Genomic DNA, 18,181 nt, shown 5'->3' with positions numbered 1-18,181 from the left:
TTGTATCACACTTTTCCAATCGTTTTTAAGGGCTCTCGCCGATTTCTTCAGAATCAGGGCGATTTATTGTACTTGAGTGGTCCAACCATTTGTTCTGATTGAGGAATCAATATGTCAAAAAGCCTCTTTCTAGGCTTCATCCGAGCGTGTCAGGCACTCTCGCCAACCGGTTCCTGGGGGTTGAGCTGATTGACCAGCCTCTCCTCGAGGGCTTGCTGCTCCTCCGGGTTCAGCGGCTCTCCGGCCAGGGTGGTGAGGCTGAAGAAGTCCTCCACCCGCTCACCGATGGTGGTGATCTTGGCGGCATGGAGGGAGAGGCCGCACTGCTGGAACACGGCACCGATACGGGCCAGCAGGCCCGGAGTATCCAGGGCCGTCAGCTCCAGCAGGGTGTGGCGGTTTTCCCCCTTGTGGGGCAGGAAGACCACCCTGGTCGGCACGCTGAACTGGCGGTGGCGTCTGGACAGGGGCTTGCTGCGCAGTACCAGTTTGCCCGGCTCCTGAAGGGCTTTCTCCAGCGCCTTCTTGATGGTGGCGGTACGGTTGGGGCTGATGGGCTCTCCGTTTGGTTCCAGCACGATGAAGGTATCGAGCACGTAGTCGTTGCGCGAATTCATTATCTGGGCGTCGTGGATGCTGAGGTTCTTCTGATCCAGCGCCGAGGCCACGGTGGCAAAGAGGTTGGGGGTATCGCGACAATAGATGAACACCTCGCTACCGCCCCGTATGGGGTGCTTGCCGATGAGCACCAGGGGGGCCGGGTTGTCACCGTGGGCGATGATCTTGCGGCAGTGCCAGGCGATCTGCTCCGGGCTGTGGCGCAGGAAGTAATCGGCCTTGAAGTCGTTCCAGAGGGCGGTGACCGCCTCCTGTGGCACCTCGCGCTGGGTCAGGATCTGCCTGGCCTGGCGCTGGTTTTCACGGATCTTGAGGCGCATGTCCGGCGGGTTTTCCAACCCCTGGCGCAGGGCCTTCTGGGTGGCGAAGTAGAGTTCGCGCAGCAGGGTGCCCTTCCAGTCGTTCCACAGACTGTCGTTGGTGGCACAGATGTCGGCCACGGTCAGGCAATAGAGCAGGTCGAGGTGCAATTCATCCCGCACCTTCTGGGCGAAGTCGGTGACCACGTCCGGGTCGTAGATGTCGCGGCGCTGGGCGGTGACCGACATCAGCAGATGGTGGCGCACCAGCCAGGCGACCAGTCGGCTCTCATAGCGATCCAGCCCGTGCAACTGGCAGAACTCCAGCGCATCCACGGCCCCGAGTTCGGAGTGATCGCCGCGCCTGCCCTTGGCGATGTCGTGGAAGAGGGCGGCGATGCTGAGCAGCTCGGGCTTGCGCAACTGGGTGAACACCTCGTGGCAGAGCGGGTGAGTCTGGCGGCTGGCCGGATTCGGGAAGCGATGGATGTTCTGCAGCAGCCTGTGGGTATGTTCGTCCACCGTGTAGGCGTGGAACATGTCGAACTGCATCTGGCCGACGATGAGGTTCCACTGGGGCAGGTAGGCCGCGAGGATCCCGTACTTGTGCATCAGGGTGAGCGGCTGGCCGATGCCGTTGGGGTGGCGCAGGAGCGCCATGACGAGACGGCGGCACTCGGGTAGATCTTGCAGCCAGCAGTTGAGGGTGCGTCTGGCCTCGCGCAACTGGCGCAAGGTGGCGGAGTGGATGCCGGCAATCTCCGGGTGCTGGGCTATCTGGTAGAAGAGTCGCAGGATGGCGGCAGGATCCCGGCCGAACAGCTCGGAGTCCACCGCATCGATGAGGCGGCCGCGCAGCTGGAATTCGTCGCTGATGCGGCGCACGTCCATGGCGGTGTTGCCGAGAATGGCCTCGTCAAAGAGTTGCAGCAGCATCTCGTTTAGTTCGGCCACCCGTCGCACCGTCTGGTAGAAGCGCTTCATCATCTGCTCGACCGGGCCGTTGCCTTCCCCCTCGAACCCCAGCATCTGGGCCACGGTACGCTGGCGGTCGAACAAGAGGCGGTTATCCCCCTTGTTGATGGCCATGTGCAGGGCGAAGCGCACCTTCCACAGGAAGTTCTGGCAGTCGAGCAATTCCCGGTACTCGGCCCGGTTGAGAAAACCGTGGCTGGTCATCTCGAACAGGGTGGTGGCGCCGAAGTGGCGGCGGGCGACCCAGGCCAGGGTCTGGATGTCGCGAAGGCCCCCGGGATTGTTCTTGAGATCCGGCTCCAGCTTGTAGGCGGTGCCGAGAAACTGCTGGTGGCGCAGGGCCTGCTCTTCGCGTTTGGCACGAAAAAAGGCTTCGCTCGGCCAGAAGTGCTGGGGCTGGGTGGCCGCCTGCAACTGTTCGAATCCCGCCAGGCGACCCGTGATGTAACGGGCCTCGATGAGGTTGGTGGCAACCGTGATGTCGTTGCGGCCCTGCTCGATGCACTCGGCCACGTTGCGCACCGACTGCCCCACTTCCAGCTTGAGATCCCACAAGAGGGTGATGAACTCGCCGATGCGAAGCCCCAGCACCTCGTCCAGTTCATCTCCTTCGTAGAGGATCAGCAGGTCGATATCGGAGTGGGGATGGAGTTCGCCGCGGCCATAGCCGCCTACCGCGATCAGGGTGAGCTCGGTCCTGTCGAAGCCGAACTTGTGCCAGAGCCTGGTCAGCAGCGCGTCCATGTATTCGGAGCGGGTGGCCACCAGTTCGATGATGTTGTCACCGGCGTCGAAGCGCTCGTGCAGCCAGGCGAGAAAGCGGCTCAGGTACTCCTTGCAGTTGTCACGGGTGAGCTGATCGTCTGGGAGCAGATGGGGAGAAAGCAGGCTGGCATCCATGGCATGTCACACTCTCGGTCGGGCCGGGTAAAGAGCAACCCCGGCGCGCGGCCGGGGTTGAATGTCAAACGTGGCGGATAAAACGCTCGATAGTGTCGTCGGGGCGCAGGGTCAGGACCTCGCAGCCATCCTCGGTCACCAGCAGGGTGTGCTCCCACTGGGCGGAGTCGCCGCCGTCCTTGGTGGTCACGGTCCAGCCATCCTTCGGATTGACCTTGCAGTGGTACTTCTTGCTGTTGACCATGGGCTCGATGGTGAAGCACATGCCTGCTTTCAGCTCCAGCTTGCCGCCGTTGCGGTAGTGGAGGATCTGCGGCTCTTCGTGGAACTCGGCACCGATGCCATGGCCGCAGTAGTCGCGTACCACGGAGAAGCCTGCCTGCTCGACGATGGGCTGGATGACGGCGCCGATCTCGGTGATGCACATGCCCGGGCGCACCCGCTTGATGGCGGCATAGAGGCTATCCTGGGCCACCTTGCAGAGCTGGCGACGCAGGGGGGTGGTCTGACCCACGATGAACATGGCGGAGGTATCGCCGTGATAACCATCCTTGATGACGGTGATATCCAGATTGATGATGTCCCCTTCCCGCAGTTTCTTGTGGTTCGGGATGCCGTGGCAGATGACATCGTTCACCGAGGTGCAGATGGACTTGGGGAAGCCGTGGTAATTGAGCGGCGCGGGGATGGCCTGCTGCACGTCGACGATGTAGTCGTGGCAGAGGGTATTCAGTTCGTCTGTGGTGACGCCCGCCTTGACGTGGGGGGCGATCATGACCAGCACGTCGGCGGCCAGCTGGCCGGCGACACGCATTTTTTCAATCTCTTCCGGTGTCTTGATTTTAATGGACATGGGATCTCTCTTGGGGCCTGATTGCGCATCCTGCCGATGCCCAACAACCAGGTAATGAAAAATAGATGCGTTTGCAATCAGGGCGAAATTTTATCCCCAACCCCCGTTTACTTCCAGTGTGATCGTCATCGCAACGTCATCAGGCGGTCGCACCATAGTCCGGGATCCATTTTTAGCACCCGGGCTGGTGGTGTCATGACCAAAGTTATGGTATAAAGCGCGCCGGAATGGGGAACTCGTGTCCTCATGCCATCACCCTTACTCAACAACACACACACATCGACACATATGCCGGGGTGCCTTAACGGGTCGGTTATATGGGATGTGTGGAGGCCTAACCCCAATACAGAGGTATAAAATGGCTAAAGTTTCTATGCGCGACATGCTGCAAGCCGGCGTTCACTTCGGTCACCAGACTCGTTACTGGAACCCGAAAATGAAGTCCTACATCTTCGGCGCCCGCAGCAAAGTTCACATCATCAACCTGGAAAAAACCGTTCCGATGTTTGACGATGCCATGAACTTCATCAGCTCCGTAGCTGCCAAGAAAGGCAAGGTACTGTTCGTAGGTACCAAGCGTGCCGCGTCTGAAGCCGTCAAAGAAGCCGCTGAGCGTTGCGACCAGTTCTATGTTAACCACCGCTGGCTGGGCGGCATGCTGACCAACTGGAAAACCGTTCGTCAGTCCATCAAGCGCCTGAAAGATCTGGAAACCCAGAGCGAAGACGGTACCTTCGACAAGCTGACCAAGAAAGAGGCGCTGATGCGTACTCGCGAAATGGAAAAGCTGGAGAAGAGCCTGGGTGGTATCAAGAACATGGGCGGCCTGCCTGACGTTCTGTTCGTTGTCGATGCCGACCACGAGCACATCGCTATCAAAGAAGCCAACAACCTGGGTATCCCGGTAGTTTCCATCGTTGATACCAACTCCAACCCGGACGGCGTTGACTATGTCATCCCGGGTAACGACGACGCTATCCGTGCCGTACAGCTGTACCTGAACGCTGCTGCTGACACCGTTCTGGAAGCCCGCGAGCAGGACATCGTTGTTCAAGCCGAACAAGATGGCTTCGTTGAAGCTGAGTAATTGATAAGGACTGAAAAGCCCTTATTAACCAAGCTGATGTAATTGGTTAGCAGGGGCCCTTGTGGCCCCTGTTTCTTGTCAATTCAAGACCGAGGATACTGGACATGGCAAACATTTCTGCCGCCCTGGTAAAAGAACTGCGCGAGCGCACCGCCGCTGGCATGATGGATTGCAAAAAAGCGCTGGAAGAAGCCAACGGTGATATCGAGCTGGCTATCGAGAACATGCGTAAATCCGGTCAGGCCAAGGCCGCCAAGAAAGCTGGCCGTATCGCCGCTGAAGGTGTGATCTTCGCCCGTACCGAAGGCAACGTTGCCGTCATGATCGAGCTGAACTGCGAGACTGACTTCGTTTCCAAGGATGCCGGTTTCCTGGCCATGGGTCAGAAGATCGTCGAGATCGCTGCTACCCAGAAAATCGCTGACGTTGACGCGCTGAAAGCCGCCGACTTCGGCAACGGCGAGTCCGTCGAGCTGACCATCACCAACCTGATCGCCAAGATCGGTGAGAACATGAACCTGCGTCGCGTGATGCTGGTTGAAGGTGACAACCTGGGCACCTACGTTCACGGCTCCCGCATCGGTGTTATCACCAAGCTGGTTGGCGGTACCGACGAGCTGGCCAAAGATCTGGCCATGCACGTTGCTGCCAACAGCCCGCAATTCGTCAAACCGGAAGACGTGTCTGCCGAAGTCGTTGCCAAAGAGCGCGAAATCCAGATCGACATCGCCATCAACTCCGGCAAGCCGAAAGAGATCGCCGAGAAGATGGTTGAAGGCCGCATGAAGAAGTTCACCGGTGAGGTTTCCCTGACTGGTCAACCGTTCGTGAAAGATCCTTCCATGACCGTTGCCGAGCTGCTGAAGAAAGAAGGCGCTGACGTTGTTTCCTTCACCCGTTTCGAAGTGGGCGAAGGCATCGAGAAGCAAGAGACCGACTTCGCTGCTGAAGTAGCAGCCCAGATCGCGGCCGCTCAGAAGGCCTAATCGAACCGGTTTTTCCGTTTCCCCAGACCGCGACTTATGTCGCGGTCTTTATATGACCAGGAATCAGTGACATGAGTACCAATCCCAAGCCTGCATACAGACGTGTTCTTCTGAAGTTGAGTGGTGAAGCCCTGCAAGGATCCGAGGGTTTCGGCATTGATCCGGCGGTGCTGGAACGGATGGCCCAAGAGATCAAAGAGCTGGTTGAGCTGGGTGTTCAGGTCGGTCTGGTCATCGGTGGCGGCAACCTGTTCCGTGGTGCCGGCCTTGCCAAGGCAGGCATGAATCGCGTGGTGGGTGACCACATGGGCATGCTGGCGACCGTCATGAACGGCCTGGCCATGCGTGATGCCCTGCATCGTGCTTATGTGAATGCCCGCCTGATGTCGGCCATCTCCCTGCAAGGGGTCTGCGACTCCTACAGCTGGGCCGAAGCCATCAGCCAGCTGCGTGCCGGCAAGGTGGTGATCTTCTCTGCCGGTACCGGCAACCCCTTCTTTACCACCGACTCGGCAGCCTGCCTGCGCGGTATCGAGATCGAAGCCGACGTCGTGCTGAAAGCCACCAAGGTCGATGGCGTGTTCACCGATGACCCGGTCAAGAACCCGGATGCCGTGCTCTATCAGGAACTGAGTTATGATGAAGTTCTTGAAAAAGAACTCAAAGTGATGGATCTTGCTGCTTTTACCCTGGCCCGCGACCACGATCTGCCGATCCGGGTGTTCAACATGAACAAACCGGGCGCGCTGCGCCGCGTGATCATGGGTGAGCCGGAAGGTACCCTGATCCACCAGGCCAGCAAGTAAGGCAAGTGTGAGCCCCAGGCTCGCTTGTCCATTACGCCAGTCAACAAGATAGATACGAGCCGCCTGTCGGCTCGTTCGCCAAAAGGAAAACCACTGTGATCAACGAGATTAAAAACGACGCCAAGGACCGCATGGGCAAAAGCGTAGAGTCGCTGAAGACCCAGATGTCCAAGATCCGTACCGGCCGTGCTCACCCGAGCCTGCTCGACGGCATCCAGGTGGAGTATTACGGTGCTGCCACTCCTCTGAAGCAGTTGGCCAACGTGGTGGCAGAAGATGCCCGTACTCTCTCCATCTCCATCTTCGATCGCTCCATGATCCAGGCGGTGGAAAAAGCCATCCTGACCTCCGATCTGGGCCTGAACCCGTCCAGCAACGGCCAGACTCTGCGCGTGCCGCTGCCGCCGCTGACCGAAGAGCGTCGCCGTGATCTGACCAAGATCGTCCGTGCCGAAGCCGAAGGTGCCCGGGTTGCCATTCGCAACATCCGTCGCGATGCCAACGCCGACCTGAAAGCCCTGCTGAAAGAGAAAGAGATCTCCGAAGACGACGACCGTCGCGCCCAGGAAGAGATCCAGAAGCTGACCGATACCTTCATCAAGCTGGTGGATGACGCCCTTGTTGTGAAGGAAAAGGAGCTAATGGAAATCTAAGCCTCCGACAGGTATATTACGAGCGCCGTGTAGTGCCCCTGCACGGCGCTTTTGTCTTTGTGGGAGAAATGAATGTCGCTTTTGGCAGCGCTAGGCGATAGCGCCAGCTCGTCCTTGCCCCGTCACGTCGCCATCATCATGGATGGCAATGGTCGCTGGGCCCAGAACCGCGGCAAGATGCGGGTTTCCGGGCACAAGGCGGGCGTGAAATCCGTGCGTGAGGCCGTGGCCTTTGCCGCCCGTGCCAAGATGGAGGCGCTGACCCTGTTTGCGTTTTCCAGCGAGAACTGGCGCCGTCCGGAAGGGGAAGTAAACGCCCTGATGGAGTTGTTCATGACGGTGCTGGGTCGCGAGGTGAGCAAGTTGCACAGCAACGGCATTCGCCTTCGGGTGATTGGCGACACTGCCCGCTTCAGCGAGCGGCTGCAGGCCAAAATCGCCAAGGCCGAGGCGCTGACCGCCAACAATCAGGGATTGACCCTCAATATCGCCGCCAATTATGGCGGTCAGTGGGACATCGCCCAGGCGGCCCGGACCCTGGCACGGGCCGTGGCGGCGGGTGAACTCGATGCCGAGGCGGTCGATGAGGCGGCATTGGGTCGTCATGTCTGCATGGCTGATCTTCCCCCCGTGGATCTGTTGATCCGCACCGGCGGGGATCATCGCATCAGCAACTTTGTCCTGTGGCAGCTCGCCTATGCCGAACTCTATTTTACCCCGGTCCTGTGGCCCGATTTTGACGAGGCCGAGTTCAGTGGGGCAGTTGCCTCCTTCGTTGCTCGCGAGCGTCGCTTCGGGTGTACGGGTGAACAGATCCGGGAATTGATCGCCGCGCAACAGACCGGCTAAACCCCGCTCCCAAGAGAGAGGTTTCTTTTGCTAAAACAACGAATTATTACCGCATTACTGTTAGTACCCCTGGTGTTGGGGGCGCTGTTTTTTCTGCCGTTGAAATTCTTTGCCCTGCTCGCCGCCCTGGTCTTTCTGCTGGCCAGCCGTGAGTGGAGTGTCTTCGTCACTGCCCAGCCGCAACAGTGGTTGCCGCTGGTGTTCTGTCTGCTGCTGGGGGCCAGCCTGTTTTGGGTGCCCGTGGAGCAACTCTGGATCCCCCAACTGCATCCGCTGGTGATGGGCGTGCTCTGGACCGCTGTCAGCTGGTGGCTGCTGGGGCTGCTGCTGGTGCTGCGCTACCCGCAAAGCGCCAGGCTGTGGCGTGAATCCATCTGGCTCAAGTCCCTGTTCGGTCTGGTGACCCTGGTTCCCTTCTTCTGGTCCCTGGTGGCCATTCGCGGTTACAACTTCTACCACGACCCCATGATGGGGGCCTGGATCCTGCTGTTCGTGATGGGACTGGTCTGGGCGGCAGATTCTGGCGCGTATTTTTTCGGCAAGGCGTTCGGCAAACACAAGCTGGCACCGGCCGTGAGCCCGGGTAAAACCATCGAAGGCATGCTGGGTGGGCTGTTTACCGCCAGCCTGCTGGCCATCGGCGTGACCTGGTTCATGGGCTTCGTGCCTGCCAAGATGGGCACCGTGCTGCTCTGTTCTCTGCTGGCGGTGCTGGCCTCCGTGCTCGGCGATCTGGCCGAGAGCATGTTCAAGCGGGAAGCCGGCATCAAGGATTCCGGCACCCTGTTGCCGGGCCATGGGGGCATTCTCGATCGCATCGACAGCCTGACGGCGGCGCTGCCCGTCTTCCTGCTCAGCTACCTGTTGCTCGGTCCGGAGTTTTGATGTTTCGCGCACTGATGATCCCGGGAGCGTCCCGCTCCATCAGTCTGTTACCCAATCAGGAGTCTTGATGCAAAACCTGGTGATCCTGGGAGCGTCAGGCTCCATCGGTCAGAGCACCCTCAAGGTACTGCGCCACAACCCCGGGCGCTGGCAGGTGCTGGCGCTGACCGCTGCCCGCAGCGTGGACGCCATACTGCGCGACTGTCTCGAATTCTCCCCCCGGTTCGCCGTCATGGTGGACGAAGGCGCCGCCAGCGAGCTGGCGGGTCGGCTCAAGGCTCACGGCAGCACCACCCGGGTGTTGTCCGGTCAGGCAGCCCTGTGCGACGTGGCTGCTCACCCCGATGCCCACAGCGTGATGGCGGCCATTGTCGGTGCAGCGGGTCTGGCACCCACCATGGCTGCCGTGCGCGCCGGCAAGCGCATTCTGCTGGCCAACAAGGAGGCGTTGGTGATGTCAGGAGCCTTCTTCATGGAGGCGGTGCGCGAGCATGGCGCCGAGCTGCTGCCCATCGACAGCGAACACAACGCCATCTTCCAGTGCCTGCCGGTCGACGTGCAGCGCCAGCCCGGTTTCTGCGATCTGGCCGGGGCGGGGATCAGCAAGATCCTGCTGACCGGCTCCGGCGGACCTTTCCGCTATGCCGATGTGGGTGAACTGCACCATGTCACCCCGGCGCAAGCCATTGCCCATCCCAACTGGTCCATGGGGGCCAAGATCTCGGTGGACTCCGCCACCATGATGAACAAGGGGCTGGAGTACATCGAGGCGCGCTGGCTGTTCAATGCGGCCCCCGAGCAGATCCAGGTGGTGATTCACCCCCAGTCCGTCATTCACTCCATGGTGCAGTACAAGGATGGCTCCGTGCTGGCCCAGCTCGGCAACCCGGACATGTGCACCCCCATTGCCCACGCTCTGGCCTATCCGGAACGGATCGAGTCCGGTGTGGAACCTTTGGATTTCTTCAGTGTCGGAGAGTTCAGCTTTATCCGGCCCGACTATGAGCGCTATCCCTGTCTGGCGCTGGCCATGAGCGCGTGCCAGCAGGGGCAGGGGGCGACCACCTCCCTCAATGCCGCCAACGAGGAGGCCGTCGCGGCTTTTCTTGCAGAGCGGATCGGATTTATGGATATTGCCAGAGTCAACGAATCCGTCATGGCCGAGCTGGGCAGCAGTGCTGCCGGCTCTCTGGCGGATCTCATCGCCCTGGACGGTACGGCCCGAGCCCGTGCCCAGCAACTGATAAAGGAGCTTGCCGTATGAACGGACTGTGGTGGCAGCCAGCCCCTCTCCATGCTCTCGAGCGCAGGACTGGACATGACCGCGAGGTACACGGCTGATGGGCGGGCTTCTGTGGAATATCGGCGCCTTCATCGTGGCCCTCGGGCTGCTGGTGGCGGTGCATGAATTTGGCCACTTCTGGGTGGCTCGTCGTTGCGGCGTCAAGGTGGAGCGCTTCTCCATCGGCTTTGGCAAGGCCATCTGGCGTCGCCTTGGCAAGGATGGCACCGAATACGTGCTGGCCCTGATCCCCCTTGGCGGCTACGTCAAGATGCTGGATGGCCGGGTCGACGAACTCAAGCCGGGGGAGGAGTCGCAGGCCTTCAACCACAAGAGCGTCTGGGCCCGGATGGCCATCGTCGCGGCCGGCCCCATGGCAAACTTCGTGTTCGCCCTGTTCGCCTTCTGGCTGATGTTCATGATAGGGGTGCCGAGCGTCAAACCCGTGGTGGGCGAGGTGCGTCCCGCCTCCATCGTGGCAGAGGCCGGCATCCTGCCAGGCATGGAGATCGTCGGCGTCGGCGGCGAGGAGACCGGTGACTGGGAGAGCGTCACCTACGCCCTCATCAGCCACCTTGGCGATGACTCGGTCCAGCTCAAGCTCAAGGCGGCCAACACCAGCTATGCAGTGGACAAGACCCTGCAGCTGGCAGGTTGGAAATTCGATCCGGACAAAGAGTCACCCATCGGCAGCCTCGGGATAGTGCCCGTCGGTGGCAAGGTGCTGCCCGTGGTGGAGGCCGTGGTGCCGTCGAGCGCCAGCGAGAAGGCCGGCCTTCAGATAGGGGATCGCATCAAGGGGGTCGATGGAGAGGCCATCACCGAATGGGCCCAGTTTGTCGAGCGTGTCCAGCAGTCACCGGCGCAGCCGCTGCAGGTGACGGTGGAGCGCGGGGGCAGCGAGATGACCCTGACCCTGACCCCGGACGGGAAGAAAGTGAAGGGCCAGCTGGTCGGTTTTGTGGGCTTGTCGCCGCAACTGGTTCCATTACCGGATGAGTATCGAACTCTGTTACAGTATGGGCCTTTGCAAGCCCTGTGGCATGGGGTCCAGAAGACCTGGAGCCTGATCACCCTGACCTTCGACATGATAGGCAAGCTGATCGGTGGCATCGTCTCTTTGGACAACCTGAGCGGCCCCATCTCCATCGCCAAGGGGGCCGGCAGCAGCGCCGATTACGGGTTGGTCTATTTCCTCGGATTCCTGGCGCTCATCAGCGTCAACCTGGGGATCATCAACCTGTTCCCCCTGCCGGTGCTCGATGGTGGCCATCTGGTCTATTTCCTCATCGAGGCGGTCACCGGCAAGCCGGTATCGGAAAAAATTCAGGAAGTTGGGTTCAGGATAGGCGCCGCCATTCTGATGTTACTGATGGGCATTGCGCTGTTTAATGATTTCGCTCGCCTCTGAGGCCAGAGCATCAACAAGGACACATAAGAACAAAATGGCTGTTAAAAAAGCATTGGTGTTGAGTTGCCTGCTGGGGGCCAGCTTCCTGGCTCAGGCTGCCCCGGCCTCTTTTGTGGTGCAAGACATTCAGGTCGAGGGCCTGCAGCGGGTGACCCTGGGTGCCGCCCTGTTGAATCTGCCGGTGCGGGTCGGTGATTCCGTCGACTCCGTATCCCTGGCGAACGCCATCAAGAAGCTCTATGCCTCCGGCAACTTCGAGGACGTCAAGGTCTATCGCGACGGTCAGGTGCTGCAAGTGGTGGTCAAGGAGCGCCCGACCATCTCCAGCATCGAGTTCTCCGGCAACAAGGACATCAAGGAAGAGCAACTGACCCAGAGCCTGGAATCCTCCGGGATCCGCGTGGGTGATCCGCTGGATCGCACCGTGCTGAGCTCCCTCGAGAAAGGGCTGGAAGATTTCTACTACGGTGTGGGCAAGTACTCCGCCAAGGTCAAGGCCATCGTCACCCCGCTGCCGCGCAACCGGGTCGACCTCAAGTTCACCTTCGTGGAAGGGGAAGCGGCCAAGATCCAGCAGATCAACATCGTCGGCAACAACGTCTTCCCGGAAGAGAAGCTGCTGGCCCAGCTCTCCCTCAAGGACGACGTGCCCTGGTGGAACTTCACCGGTGATCAGCGCTACCAGAAGCAGAAGCTGGCCGGTGACATCGAAGTGCTGCGCTCCTACTACATGGACCGCGGCTACATCCGCTTCACCCAGGAGTCCACCCAGGTCTCCATGACCCCGGACAAGAAGGGGGTCTATGTCACCCTCAACGTCAAGGAAGGGGAGCAGTACAAGGTTTCCGGCATCCAGCTCAAGGGCGACCTCATCGACCGCGGCGGCGAGATGAAGGGCCTCATCCCCATCGAGGCGGGCAGCGTCTACTCCGCCAGTCAGGTGACCCATACCGAAGAGGTGCTCTCCAAGTTCCTCGGCCGTTACGGCTACGCCTACCCGAAAGTGGTCACCTTCCCCCAGATCAACGACCAGACCAAGGAAGTGGAGCTCATCGTCAACGTGGAGCCGGGTCCCCGGGTCTATGTGCGCAACATCAACTTCAGCGGCAACGTCACCACCAAGGACGAAGTGCTGCGTCGCGAGATGCGCCAGATGGAGGGCACCTGGCTCTCCTCCGACAACGTCGAGCAGTCCAAGACCCGTCTCAACCGCCTCGGCTTCTTCGAGACCGCCGAAGTGGACACCAAGCGGGTACCGGGCAGCGATGACCAGGTCGATCTGGACTTCAAGGTCAAGGAGCAGCCGGCGGGGTCCATCAACGCCGGTATCGGCTACGGCACCGAGTCGGGTCTGAGCCTGCAGGCGGGTCTGCAGCAGGACAACTTCATGGGGACCGGCAAGAAGATCGGCATCAACGCCAGCACCAACGACTACTCCAAGAGCGTCGACCTGAGCTATAACGACCCCTACTTCACCGTGGACGGGGTGAGCCTGGGCGGCCGTCTCTACTACAACAAGTTCAGTGCGGCCGACGCCAACATCGTGGACTACGAGAACACCACCGTCGGTTTCCGTCTCTCCAGCGGCTTCCCGGTCAACGAGAACAACCGTCTCGACTTCAGCCTGGGTTACGAGAACAACAAACTGTCCCAGCCCAACCCCTATGTACAGGTGGACGAGTTCTGGAAGGTCTACAACGGCAATCTGGATGGCGACAACCGCATGGTGTTCAACACCGTGGACGTCACCGCCGGCTGGACCCGCTCCACCCTCAACAAGGGTCAGTTCCCGACCTCCGGTGACCGCCAGCGGGTGAACGCCAAGGTGACGGTGCCCGGCATGGATCTGCAGTACTTCAAGCTCAACGCAGAAGATGCCCACTACTTCCCGTTTGATGCCGATCACAAATGGGTCATGCTGGCCAAGGCCCGTGCCTCCTACGGCGATGGCTACGGCACCAATGGCGATTACGAGCACGTTCTGCCGTTCTTCGAGAACTACTACGCCGGTGGTTTCGATACCCTGCGTGGTTTCAAGAGCAACACAGTCGGTCCGAAGGCGCTCTACTACTACAACTTGAGTGGTAACGACGTCATCCAGGGCACTGACAGCTCGGTCGGGGGCAACGCCCTGGCGGTGGCCTCGCTGGAAATGATCGTGCCGACACCCTTTGCCTCCGAGACCTATCAGCCCCAGTTGCGGACCAGCTTCTTCATCGACGCCGGTTCCGTGTGGGATACCCACTTCGACTACAGCCAGTATCAGAACCGTTGCTTCAGTGGTTGCAACTATCTGATGGACTACTCCGACCCGAGCAACATCCGGATGTCGACCGGCCTGTCGCTGCAGTGGCTCTCTCCCATGGGCCCGCTGGTGTTCGTGCTGGCAAGACCAATCAAGAAATACGAAGGGGACGACACCGAAGTCTTCTCCTTCAACATCGGCCGTACCTTCTAAGGGGAGCGGACGCCCCCCCGCCATGGCGGGGGAAGCATGATGGGTCGCGCGTTTGCGTGCCTCACCAGGTAACAAGACGATCTCGTGGATCGCTTGCACAATCAGGTAAATCAGGTAGCCCTCGACCGAGGGACCAAGGAGTAAGTGTGAATAAAGCGTTGAAAGTAGCTGGTTTGAGCTTTGCACTGATGGCTGCCGGCATGGGTTCTGCCTTCGCTGAGACCAAGATTGCCGTGGTCGACATGGGCGAAGTCTTCCAAAAGCTGCCCCAGCGTGAAGCCGTTGCCAAGAAGCTGAAGGGCGAGTTCGAGCCGCGCATGCGTGAACTGCAGAAGCTGGAGTCTGACGGTCAGGCACTGGTCGAGAAGTTCAAGAAGGACGAAGCCTTCATGAGCGCCGAACAGAAGAAGCAGAGCCAGGAGAAGCTGGCCAAGCTGCAGATGGAATTCAACCAGAAGCGTCAGGCGTTTGAACAGGACAACGGTCGCCGTCAGTCCGAAGAGCGCAACAAGATCCTGACCAAGGTGCAGGCTGCCATTGACGCCATCGCCAAGAGCAATGGCTACGATCTGGTGCTGGAGCGCAACGCCGCCCCTTATGCAGCCAGCAAGCTGGACATCTCCGGCCAGGTTATTTCTCAGGTTAGCAAGAGCAACTAATTGATGGCATTCACTCTCGCACAGCTGGCCCAGCAACTGGGGGCCGAGGTCCATGGGGATGGGACCCGGGAAATTCGCAAGGTCGCGACACTGGAAAAAGCCGGGGAGGGGGAGATAGCCTTCCTGTCCAACAAGAAGTACCGGCATTTTCTGGAGCAGAGCAAGGCCACTGCCGTGCTCATCACCGAGGCAGACCTGCCGTTTTGCCCCACCAACGCCCTGGTGCTCAAGGACCCCTACGTGGGCTTTGCACGGGTTGCCCAACTGCTGGACACCACCCCGCAGCCGGCCATGGATATCCATCCGAGCGCCGTCATCGCGGCTGACGTGCAACTGGGCGAGAGAGTGGCCATCGGTGCCAATGCGGTGATCGAATCCGGCGTCGTGCTGGGTGACGATGTGCGCATCGGCCCGGGCTGTTTCGTTGGCAAGGATACCCGACTGGGAGCACGCTCCCGGTTGTGGGCCAACGTCACCCTCTATCACAACGTGACCCTGGGCACGGACTGTCTGGTACAGGCCGGCACCGTGATCGGGGCAGACGGTTTCGGTTATGCCAACGAGCGCGGCGAGTGGATCAAGATCCCCCAGCTTGGTGGCGTGACCATCGGCAACCGGGTCGAGATCGGTGCCTGCACTACCATCGACCGCGGTGCGCTGGAAGATACCCGCATCGCTGACAACGTCATCATCGACAACCAGTGCCAGATCGCCCACAACGTCGAGATCGGCTACGGCACTGCCGTGGCGGGCTCCACCGTGATGGCCGGTAGTCTCAAGGTCGGCAAATACTGTATCATTGGTGGTGCCTCCGTCTTTAACGGGCACATGGAGATCTGCGACCAGGCCACCGTCACCGGCATGGCCATGGTGATGCGTCCCATCACCGAGCCCGGTATCTACTCTTCCGGCATCCCCCTGCAAACCAATAAAGAGTGGCGCAAGACCGCCGCCCGGGTGATGCGTATCGAAGAGATGCACAAGCGGTTGAGCAAGCTTGAGAAAAAGCTGGATCAAGAATAATCACGATTGGTATAGGGTACTGTTTTGACTACTGAAAAGAAGAGCCTGGGCATCCAGGAAATCATGGATCTGCTGCCCCACCGTTATCCGTTCCTGATGGTGGACAAGGTGGAAAACTACGAGATCAGCGATGAGCGCAAGACCCTGCGCGCCATCAAGAACGTCTCGTTCAACGAGCCGATCTTCCAGGGCCACTTCCCGGCCAAGCCGGTGTTCCCCGGCGTGCTGATCCTGGAAGCCATGGCCCAGGCCACCGGTATCCTGGCCTTCACCATGGTGGGCAAGCCGTCCCCCAACGAGCTCTATTACTTTGCCTCCATCGACAACGCCCGCTTCAAGCGCCCGGTGGGCCCCGGCGATCAGCTGGTGCTGGATGTGGAGTTCCTGAAGGAGCGTCGCGGCATCGCCAAGTTCACCGGTGTCGCCACCGTCGACGGTGAAGTGGTCTGTACTGCCGAACTGATGTGCGCCAAGCGCGAGGTATAACCGTGATCGATCAGACTGCCATCATCCACGACACCGCCATCGTCCATGAGTCTGCCGTCATCGGCAAAGGGGTTGAAATCGGCCCCTTCACCGTCATCGGCGCCGAGGTCGAAATCGGTGACAACACCTGGGTGAGCTCCCACGTGGTGATCAAGGGCCCGACCAAGATCGGTCGCGGCAACAAGATCTTCCAGCACACCTCCATCGGTGAGGATTGCCAGGACAAGAAGTACGCCGGCGAGCGCACCTTCCTCGAGATCGGCGACAACAACGTGTTTCGCGAGAACTGCACCGTGCACCGCGGCACCACCCAGGACCAGAGCCTGACCAAGGTCGGTAGCGGCAACCTGTTCATGGTCAACGTTCACGTGGCCCACGACTGCATCATCGGTGACAACTGTATCTTCGCCAACAACGCCACCCTGGCGGGCCATGTGCACATCGGTGACTTCGTGATCTTCGGCGGTCTGTCTGCCATTCACCAGTTTGGCCGCGTCGGCTCCCACGCCTTCGTCGGCGGCTGCGCTGCCCTGAACAAGGACGTGCCGCCCTACGTGATGGCCGCCGGCAACTACGCCAAGCCGTTCGGGGTCAACTCCGAAGGCCTGCGTCGTCGTGGCTTCAGCGCCGAGGCGATCTCTGCCGTCAAGCGCGCCTACAAGGAGATCTTCCGCTCCGGCAAGACCATTGAAGAGGTGTTGCCCGTGCTGAGCGAGATGGCCCAGAGCGAACCGGCCATCCAGCTCTATGTGGATTTCCTCAAGGACAACGAGCGCGGGATCATCCGTGCCTGATCCCATTCGCATCGGCATCGTCGCCGGAGAGACCTCCGGCGACATCCTGGCCGCAGGGCTGGTGCGCGAACTGCAAGCCCGCTACCCGGATGCGCAGTTCGAAGGGATCGCCGGGCCGCGGATGCAGGCTCTCGGCGTGAAGGCGCTGTTCGAGATGGAGGAGCTCTCCGTCATGGGCATCACCGAGGTGCTGGGCCGTCTGCCCCGCATCCTCCAGGTGCGCCGCGAACTGCTGCGCCACTTCATCGCCAATCCCCCCGACATCTTCGTCGGTGTGGATGCACCGGATTTCAATATCGGGGTGGAGCTGAAACTGCGCCGCGCCGGTATCAAGACGGTCCACTATGTCAGTCCCTCCGTCTGGGCCTGGCGTCAGGGCCGCATTCACAAGATCAAGGCCGCCACCGACATGGTGCTCGCCTTCTTGCCGTTCGAGAAAGCCTTCTACGACCGTTTCGATGCCCCCTGTCGCTTCGTTGGCCACACCATGGCGGACGACATTCCGCTGGTGCCGGATCAAGGGGCGGTGCGCGAGGCCCTCGGCATCGATCCCGCCCGTCGCTGGCTGGCGGTACTGCCGGGGAGTCGCACGGCGGAAGTGGGCTTCATGGCGCCGGTCTTTCTCGAGGCGTGCAAGCACCTGACGGTGCACAACCCGGATCTCGGTTTCATCGTGCCTCTGGTCAACCAGAAACGGCGCGAGCAGTTCCTCGCCATCAAGGCCGAGGTGGCCCCGGAGCTCGACATGGTGCTGCTGGACGGCCAGGGCCGCGAGGCCATGATTGCCGCCGACGTGGTGATGCTCGCCTCCGGCACCGCGGCCCTCGAGGCCATGCTGGTGAAAAAGCCCATGGTGGTCGGTTACAAGCTCAAACCCTTCAGCTACTTGCTGGCCCAGTGGCTGGTGAAGACGGATTATGTCTCCCTGCCGAACCTGCTGGCGGACAAGATGCTGGTGCCCGAGCTCATCCAGCACGAGTGCACCCCGGCCAACCTGGTGGAAGAGGTGAGCAAGCTGCTGGACCATGACAACAGCGAGCTCATCGCCACCTTCACCCGGTTGCACGAGAAGATCCGCTGCAATGCGGATGTGCAGGCAGCGGAAGCGGTTGCCGCGCTGCTGGAACGCTAGTGGGCTCTGCCTGTGTGTCAGGCGT

General features: G+C 60.5%; 16 protein-coding genes. 14 read left to right on the top strand and 2 right to left on the bottom strand.

Annotated elements, in window-relative coordinates; genetic code table 11:
• Nucleotides 1–149: 149 nt before the first annotated feature.
• Nucleotides 150–2,792: a bifunctional uridylyltransferase/uridylyl-removing protein GlnD gene (gene glnD, locus AB5Y93_RS18720; RefSeq protein ID WP_368230075.1), complete on the bottom strand. Its 2,643-nt coding sequence runs from the start codon at nt 2,790–2,792 to the stop codon at nt 150–152.
• Nucleotides 2,793–2,856: 64 nt separating this feature from the next.
• Complete coding sequence (gene map, locus AB5Y93_RS18715; protein ID WP_010673402.1) at nt 2,857–3,645, bottom strand: type I methionyl aminopeptidase; 789 nt, start codon at nt 3,643–3,645, stop codon at nt 2,857–2,859.
• A gap of 358 nt (nt 3,646–4,003) precedes the next feature.
• Between map and rpsB the strand changes: the two genes are divergently transcribed.
• The 14 genes from rpsB (at nt 4,004) to lpxB (ending at nt 18,156) form a co-directional block, all read left to right on the top strand.
• Complete coding sequence (gene rpsB / locus AB5Y93_RS18710; protein WP_010673403.1) at nt 4,004–4,732, top strand: 30S ribosomal protein S2; 729 nt, start codon at nt 4,004–4,006, stop codon at nt 4,730–4,732.
• Nucleotides 4,733–4,836: 104 nt separating this feature from the next.
• Nucleotides 4,837–5,718, top strand: a complete 882-nt coding sequence (gene tsf / locus AB5Y93_RS18705) for a translation elongation factor Ts (protein WP_010673404.1) — start codon at nt 4,837–4,839, stop codon at nt 5,716–5,718.
• A gap of 71 nt (nt 5,719–5,789) precedes the next feature.
• Entirely contained in the window at nt 5,790–6,524 is a 735-nt protein-coding gene (gene pyrH, locus AB5Y93_RS18700) for a UMP kinase (protein WP_010673405.1), read from the top strand.
• A 95-nt stretch (nt 6,525–6,619) separates the two neighbouring features.
• Nucleotides 6,620–7,177, top strand: a complete 558-nt coding sequence (gene frr, locus AB5Y93_RS18695) for a ribosome recycling factor (RefSeq protein WP_010673406.1) — start codon at nt 6,620–6,622, stop codon at nt 7,175–7,177.
• 72 nt (nt 7,178–7,249) lie between these two features.
• Complete coding sequence (uppS, locus tag AB5Y93_RS18690; RefSeq protein WP_039039427.1) at nt 7,250–8,026, top strand: polyprenyl diphosphate synthase; 777 nt, start codon at nt 7,250–7,252, stop codon at nt 8,024–8,026.
• Between the two features lie 27 nt (nt 8,027–8,053).
• Nucleotides 8,054–8,911, top strand: coding sequence for a phosphatidate cytidylyltransferase (locus AB5Y93_RS18685; RefSeq protein WP_368230073.1), 858 nt, complete (start codon nt 8,054–8,056; stop codon nt 8,909–8,911).
• 67 nt (nt 8,912–8,978) lie between these two features.
• On the top strand, nt 8,979–10,175 hold the full coding sequence (gene ispC, locus AB5Y93_RS18680) for a 1-deoxy-D-xylulose-5-phosphate reductoisomerase (protein WP_368230071.1): 1,197 nt from the start codon (nt 8,979–8,981) through the stop codon (nt 10,173–10,175).
• A 76-nt stretch (nt 10,176–10,251) separates the two neighbouring features.
• On the top strand, nt 10,252–11,604 hold the full coding sequence (gene rseP / locus AB5Y93_RS18675) for a sigma E protease regulator RseP (protein ID WP_368230069.1): 1,353 nt from the start codon (nt 10,252–10,254) through the stop codon (nt 11,602–11,604).
• Between the two features lie 34 nt (nt 11,605–11,638).
• Nucleotides 11,639–14,062, top strand: coding sequence for an outer membrane protein assembly factor BamA (gene bamA, locus AB5Y93_RS18670; protein ID WP_029313941.1), 2,424 nt, complete (start codon nt 11,639–11,641; stop codon nt 14,060–14,062).
• Nucleotides 14,063–14,208: 146 nt separating this feature from the next.
• The gene (locus AB5Y93_RS18665; RefSeq protein ID WP_029313943.1) at nt 14,209–14,721 is read left to right on the top strand and encodes an OmpH family outer membrane protein; all 513 of its coding nucleotides are present in this window, start codon (nt 14,209–14,211) and stop codon (nt 14,719–14,721) included.
• A 3-nt stretch (nt 14,722–14,724) separates the two neighbouring features.
• Complete coding sequence (gene lpxD, locus AB5Y93_RS18660; RefSeq protein ID WP_039039449.1) at nt 14,725–15,744, top strand: UDP-3-O-(3-hydroxymyristoyl)glucosamine N-acyltransferase; 1,020 nt, start codon at nt 14,725–14,727, stop codon at nt 15,742–15,744.
• 24 nt (nt 15,745–15,768) lie between these two features.
• Entirely contained in the window at nt 15,769–16,230 is a 462-nt protein-coding gene (gene fabZ, locus AB5Y93_RS18655; protein WP_010673414.1) for a 3-hydroxyacyl-ACP dehydratase FabZ, read from the top strand.
• Nucleotides 16,231–16,232: 2 nt separating this feature from the next.
• Nucleotides 16,233–17,024 carry an acyl-ACP--UDP-N-acetylglucosamine O-acyltransferase gene (lpxA, locus tag AB5Y93_RS18650; protein WP_010673415.1) on the top strand — a complete coding sequence of 264 codons (792 nt, stop codon included), beginning with the start codon at nt 16,233–16,235 and terminating at the stop codon, nt 17,022–17,024.
• Nucleotides 17,017–18,156 carry a lipid-A-disaccharide synthase gene (lpxB, locus tag AB5Y93_RS18645; RefSeq protein WP_039039432.1) on the top strand — a complete coding sequence of 380 codons (1,140 nt, stop codon included), beginning with the start codon at nt 17,017–17,019 and terminating at the stop codon, nt 18,154–18,156. The genes lpxA and lpxB overlap by 8 nt, the downstream gene beginning before the upstream one ends.
• Nucleotides 18,157–18,181: the final 25 nt, after the last annotated feature.

This window comes from Aeromonas sp. R10-1, assembly GCF_040908465.1.
GTDB classification, from domain to species: domain Bacteria; phylum Pseudomonadota; class Gammaproteobacteria; order Enterobacterales; family Aeromonadaceae; genus Aeromonas; species Aeromonas caviae.
The sequence above is the reverse complement of the archived record's forward strand: the minus strand, read 5'-3'. Positions and strand labels throughout refer to the sequence as shown.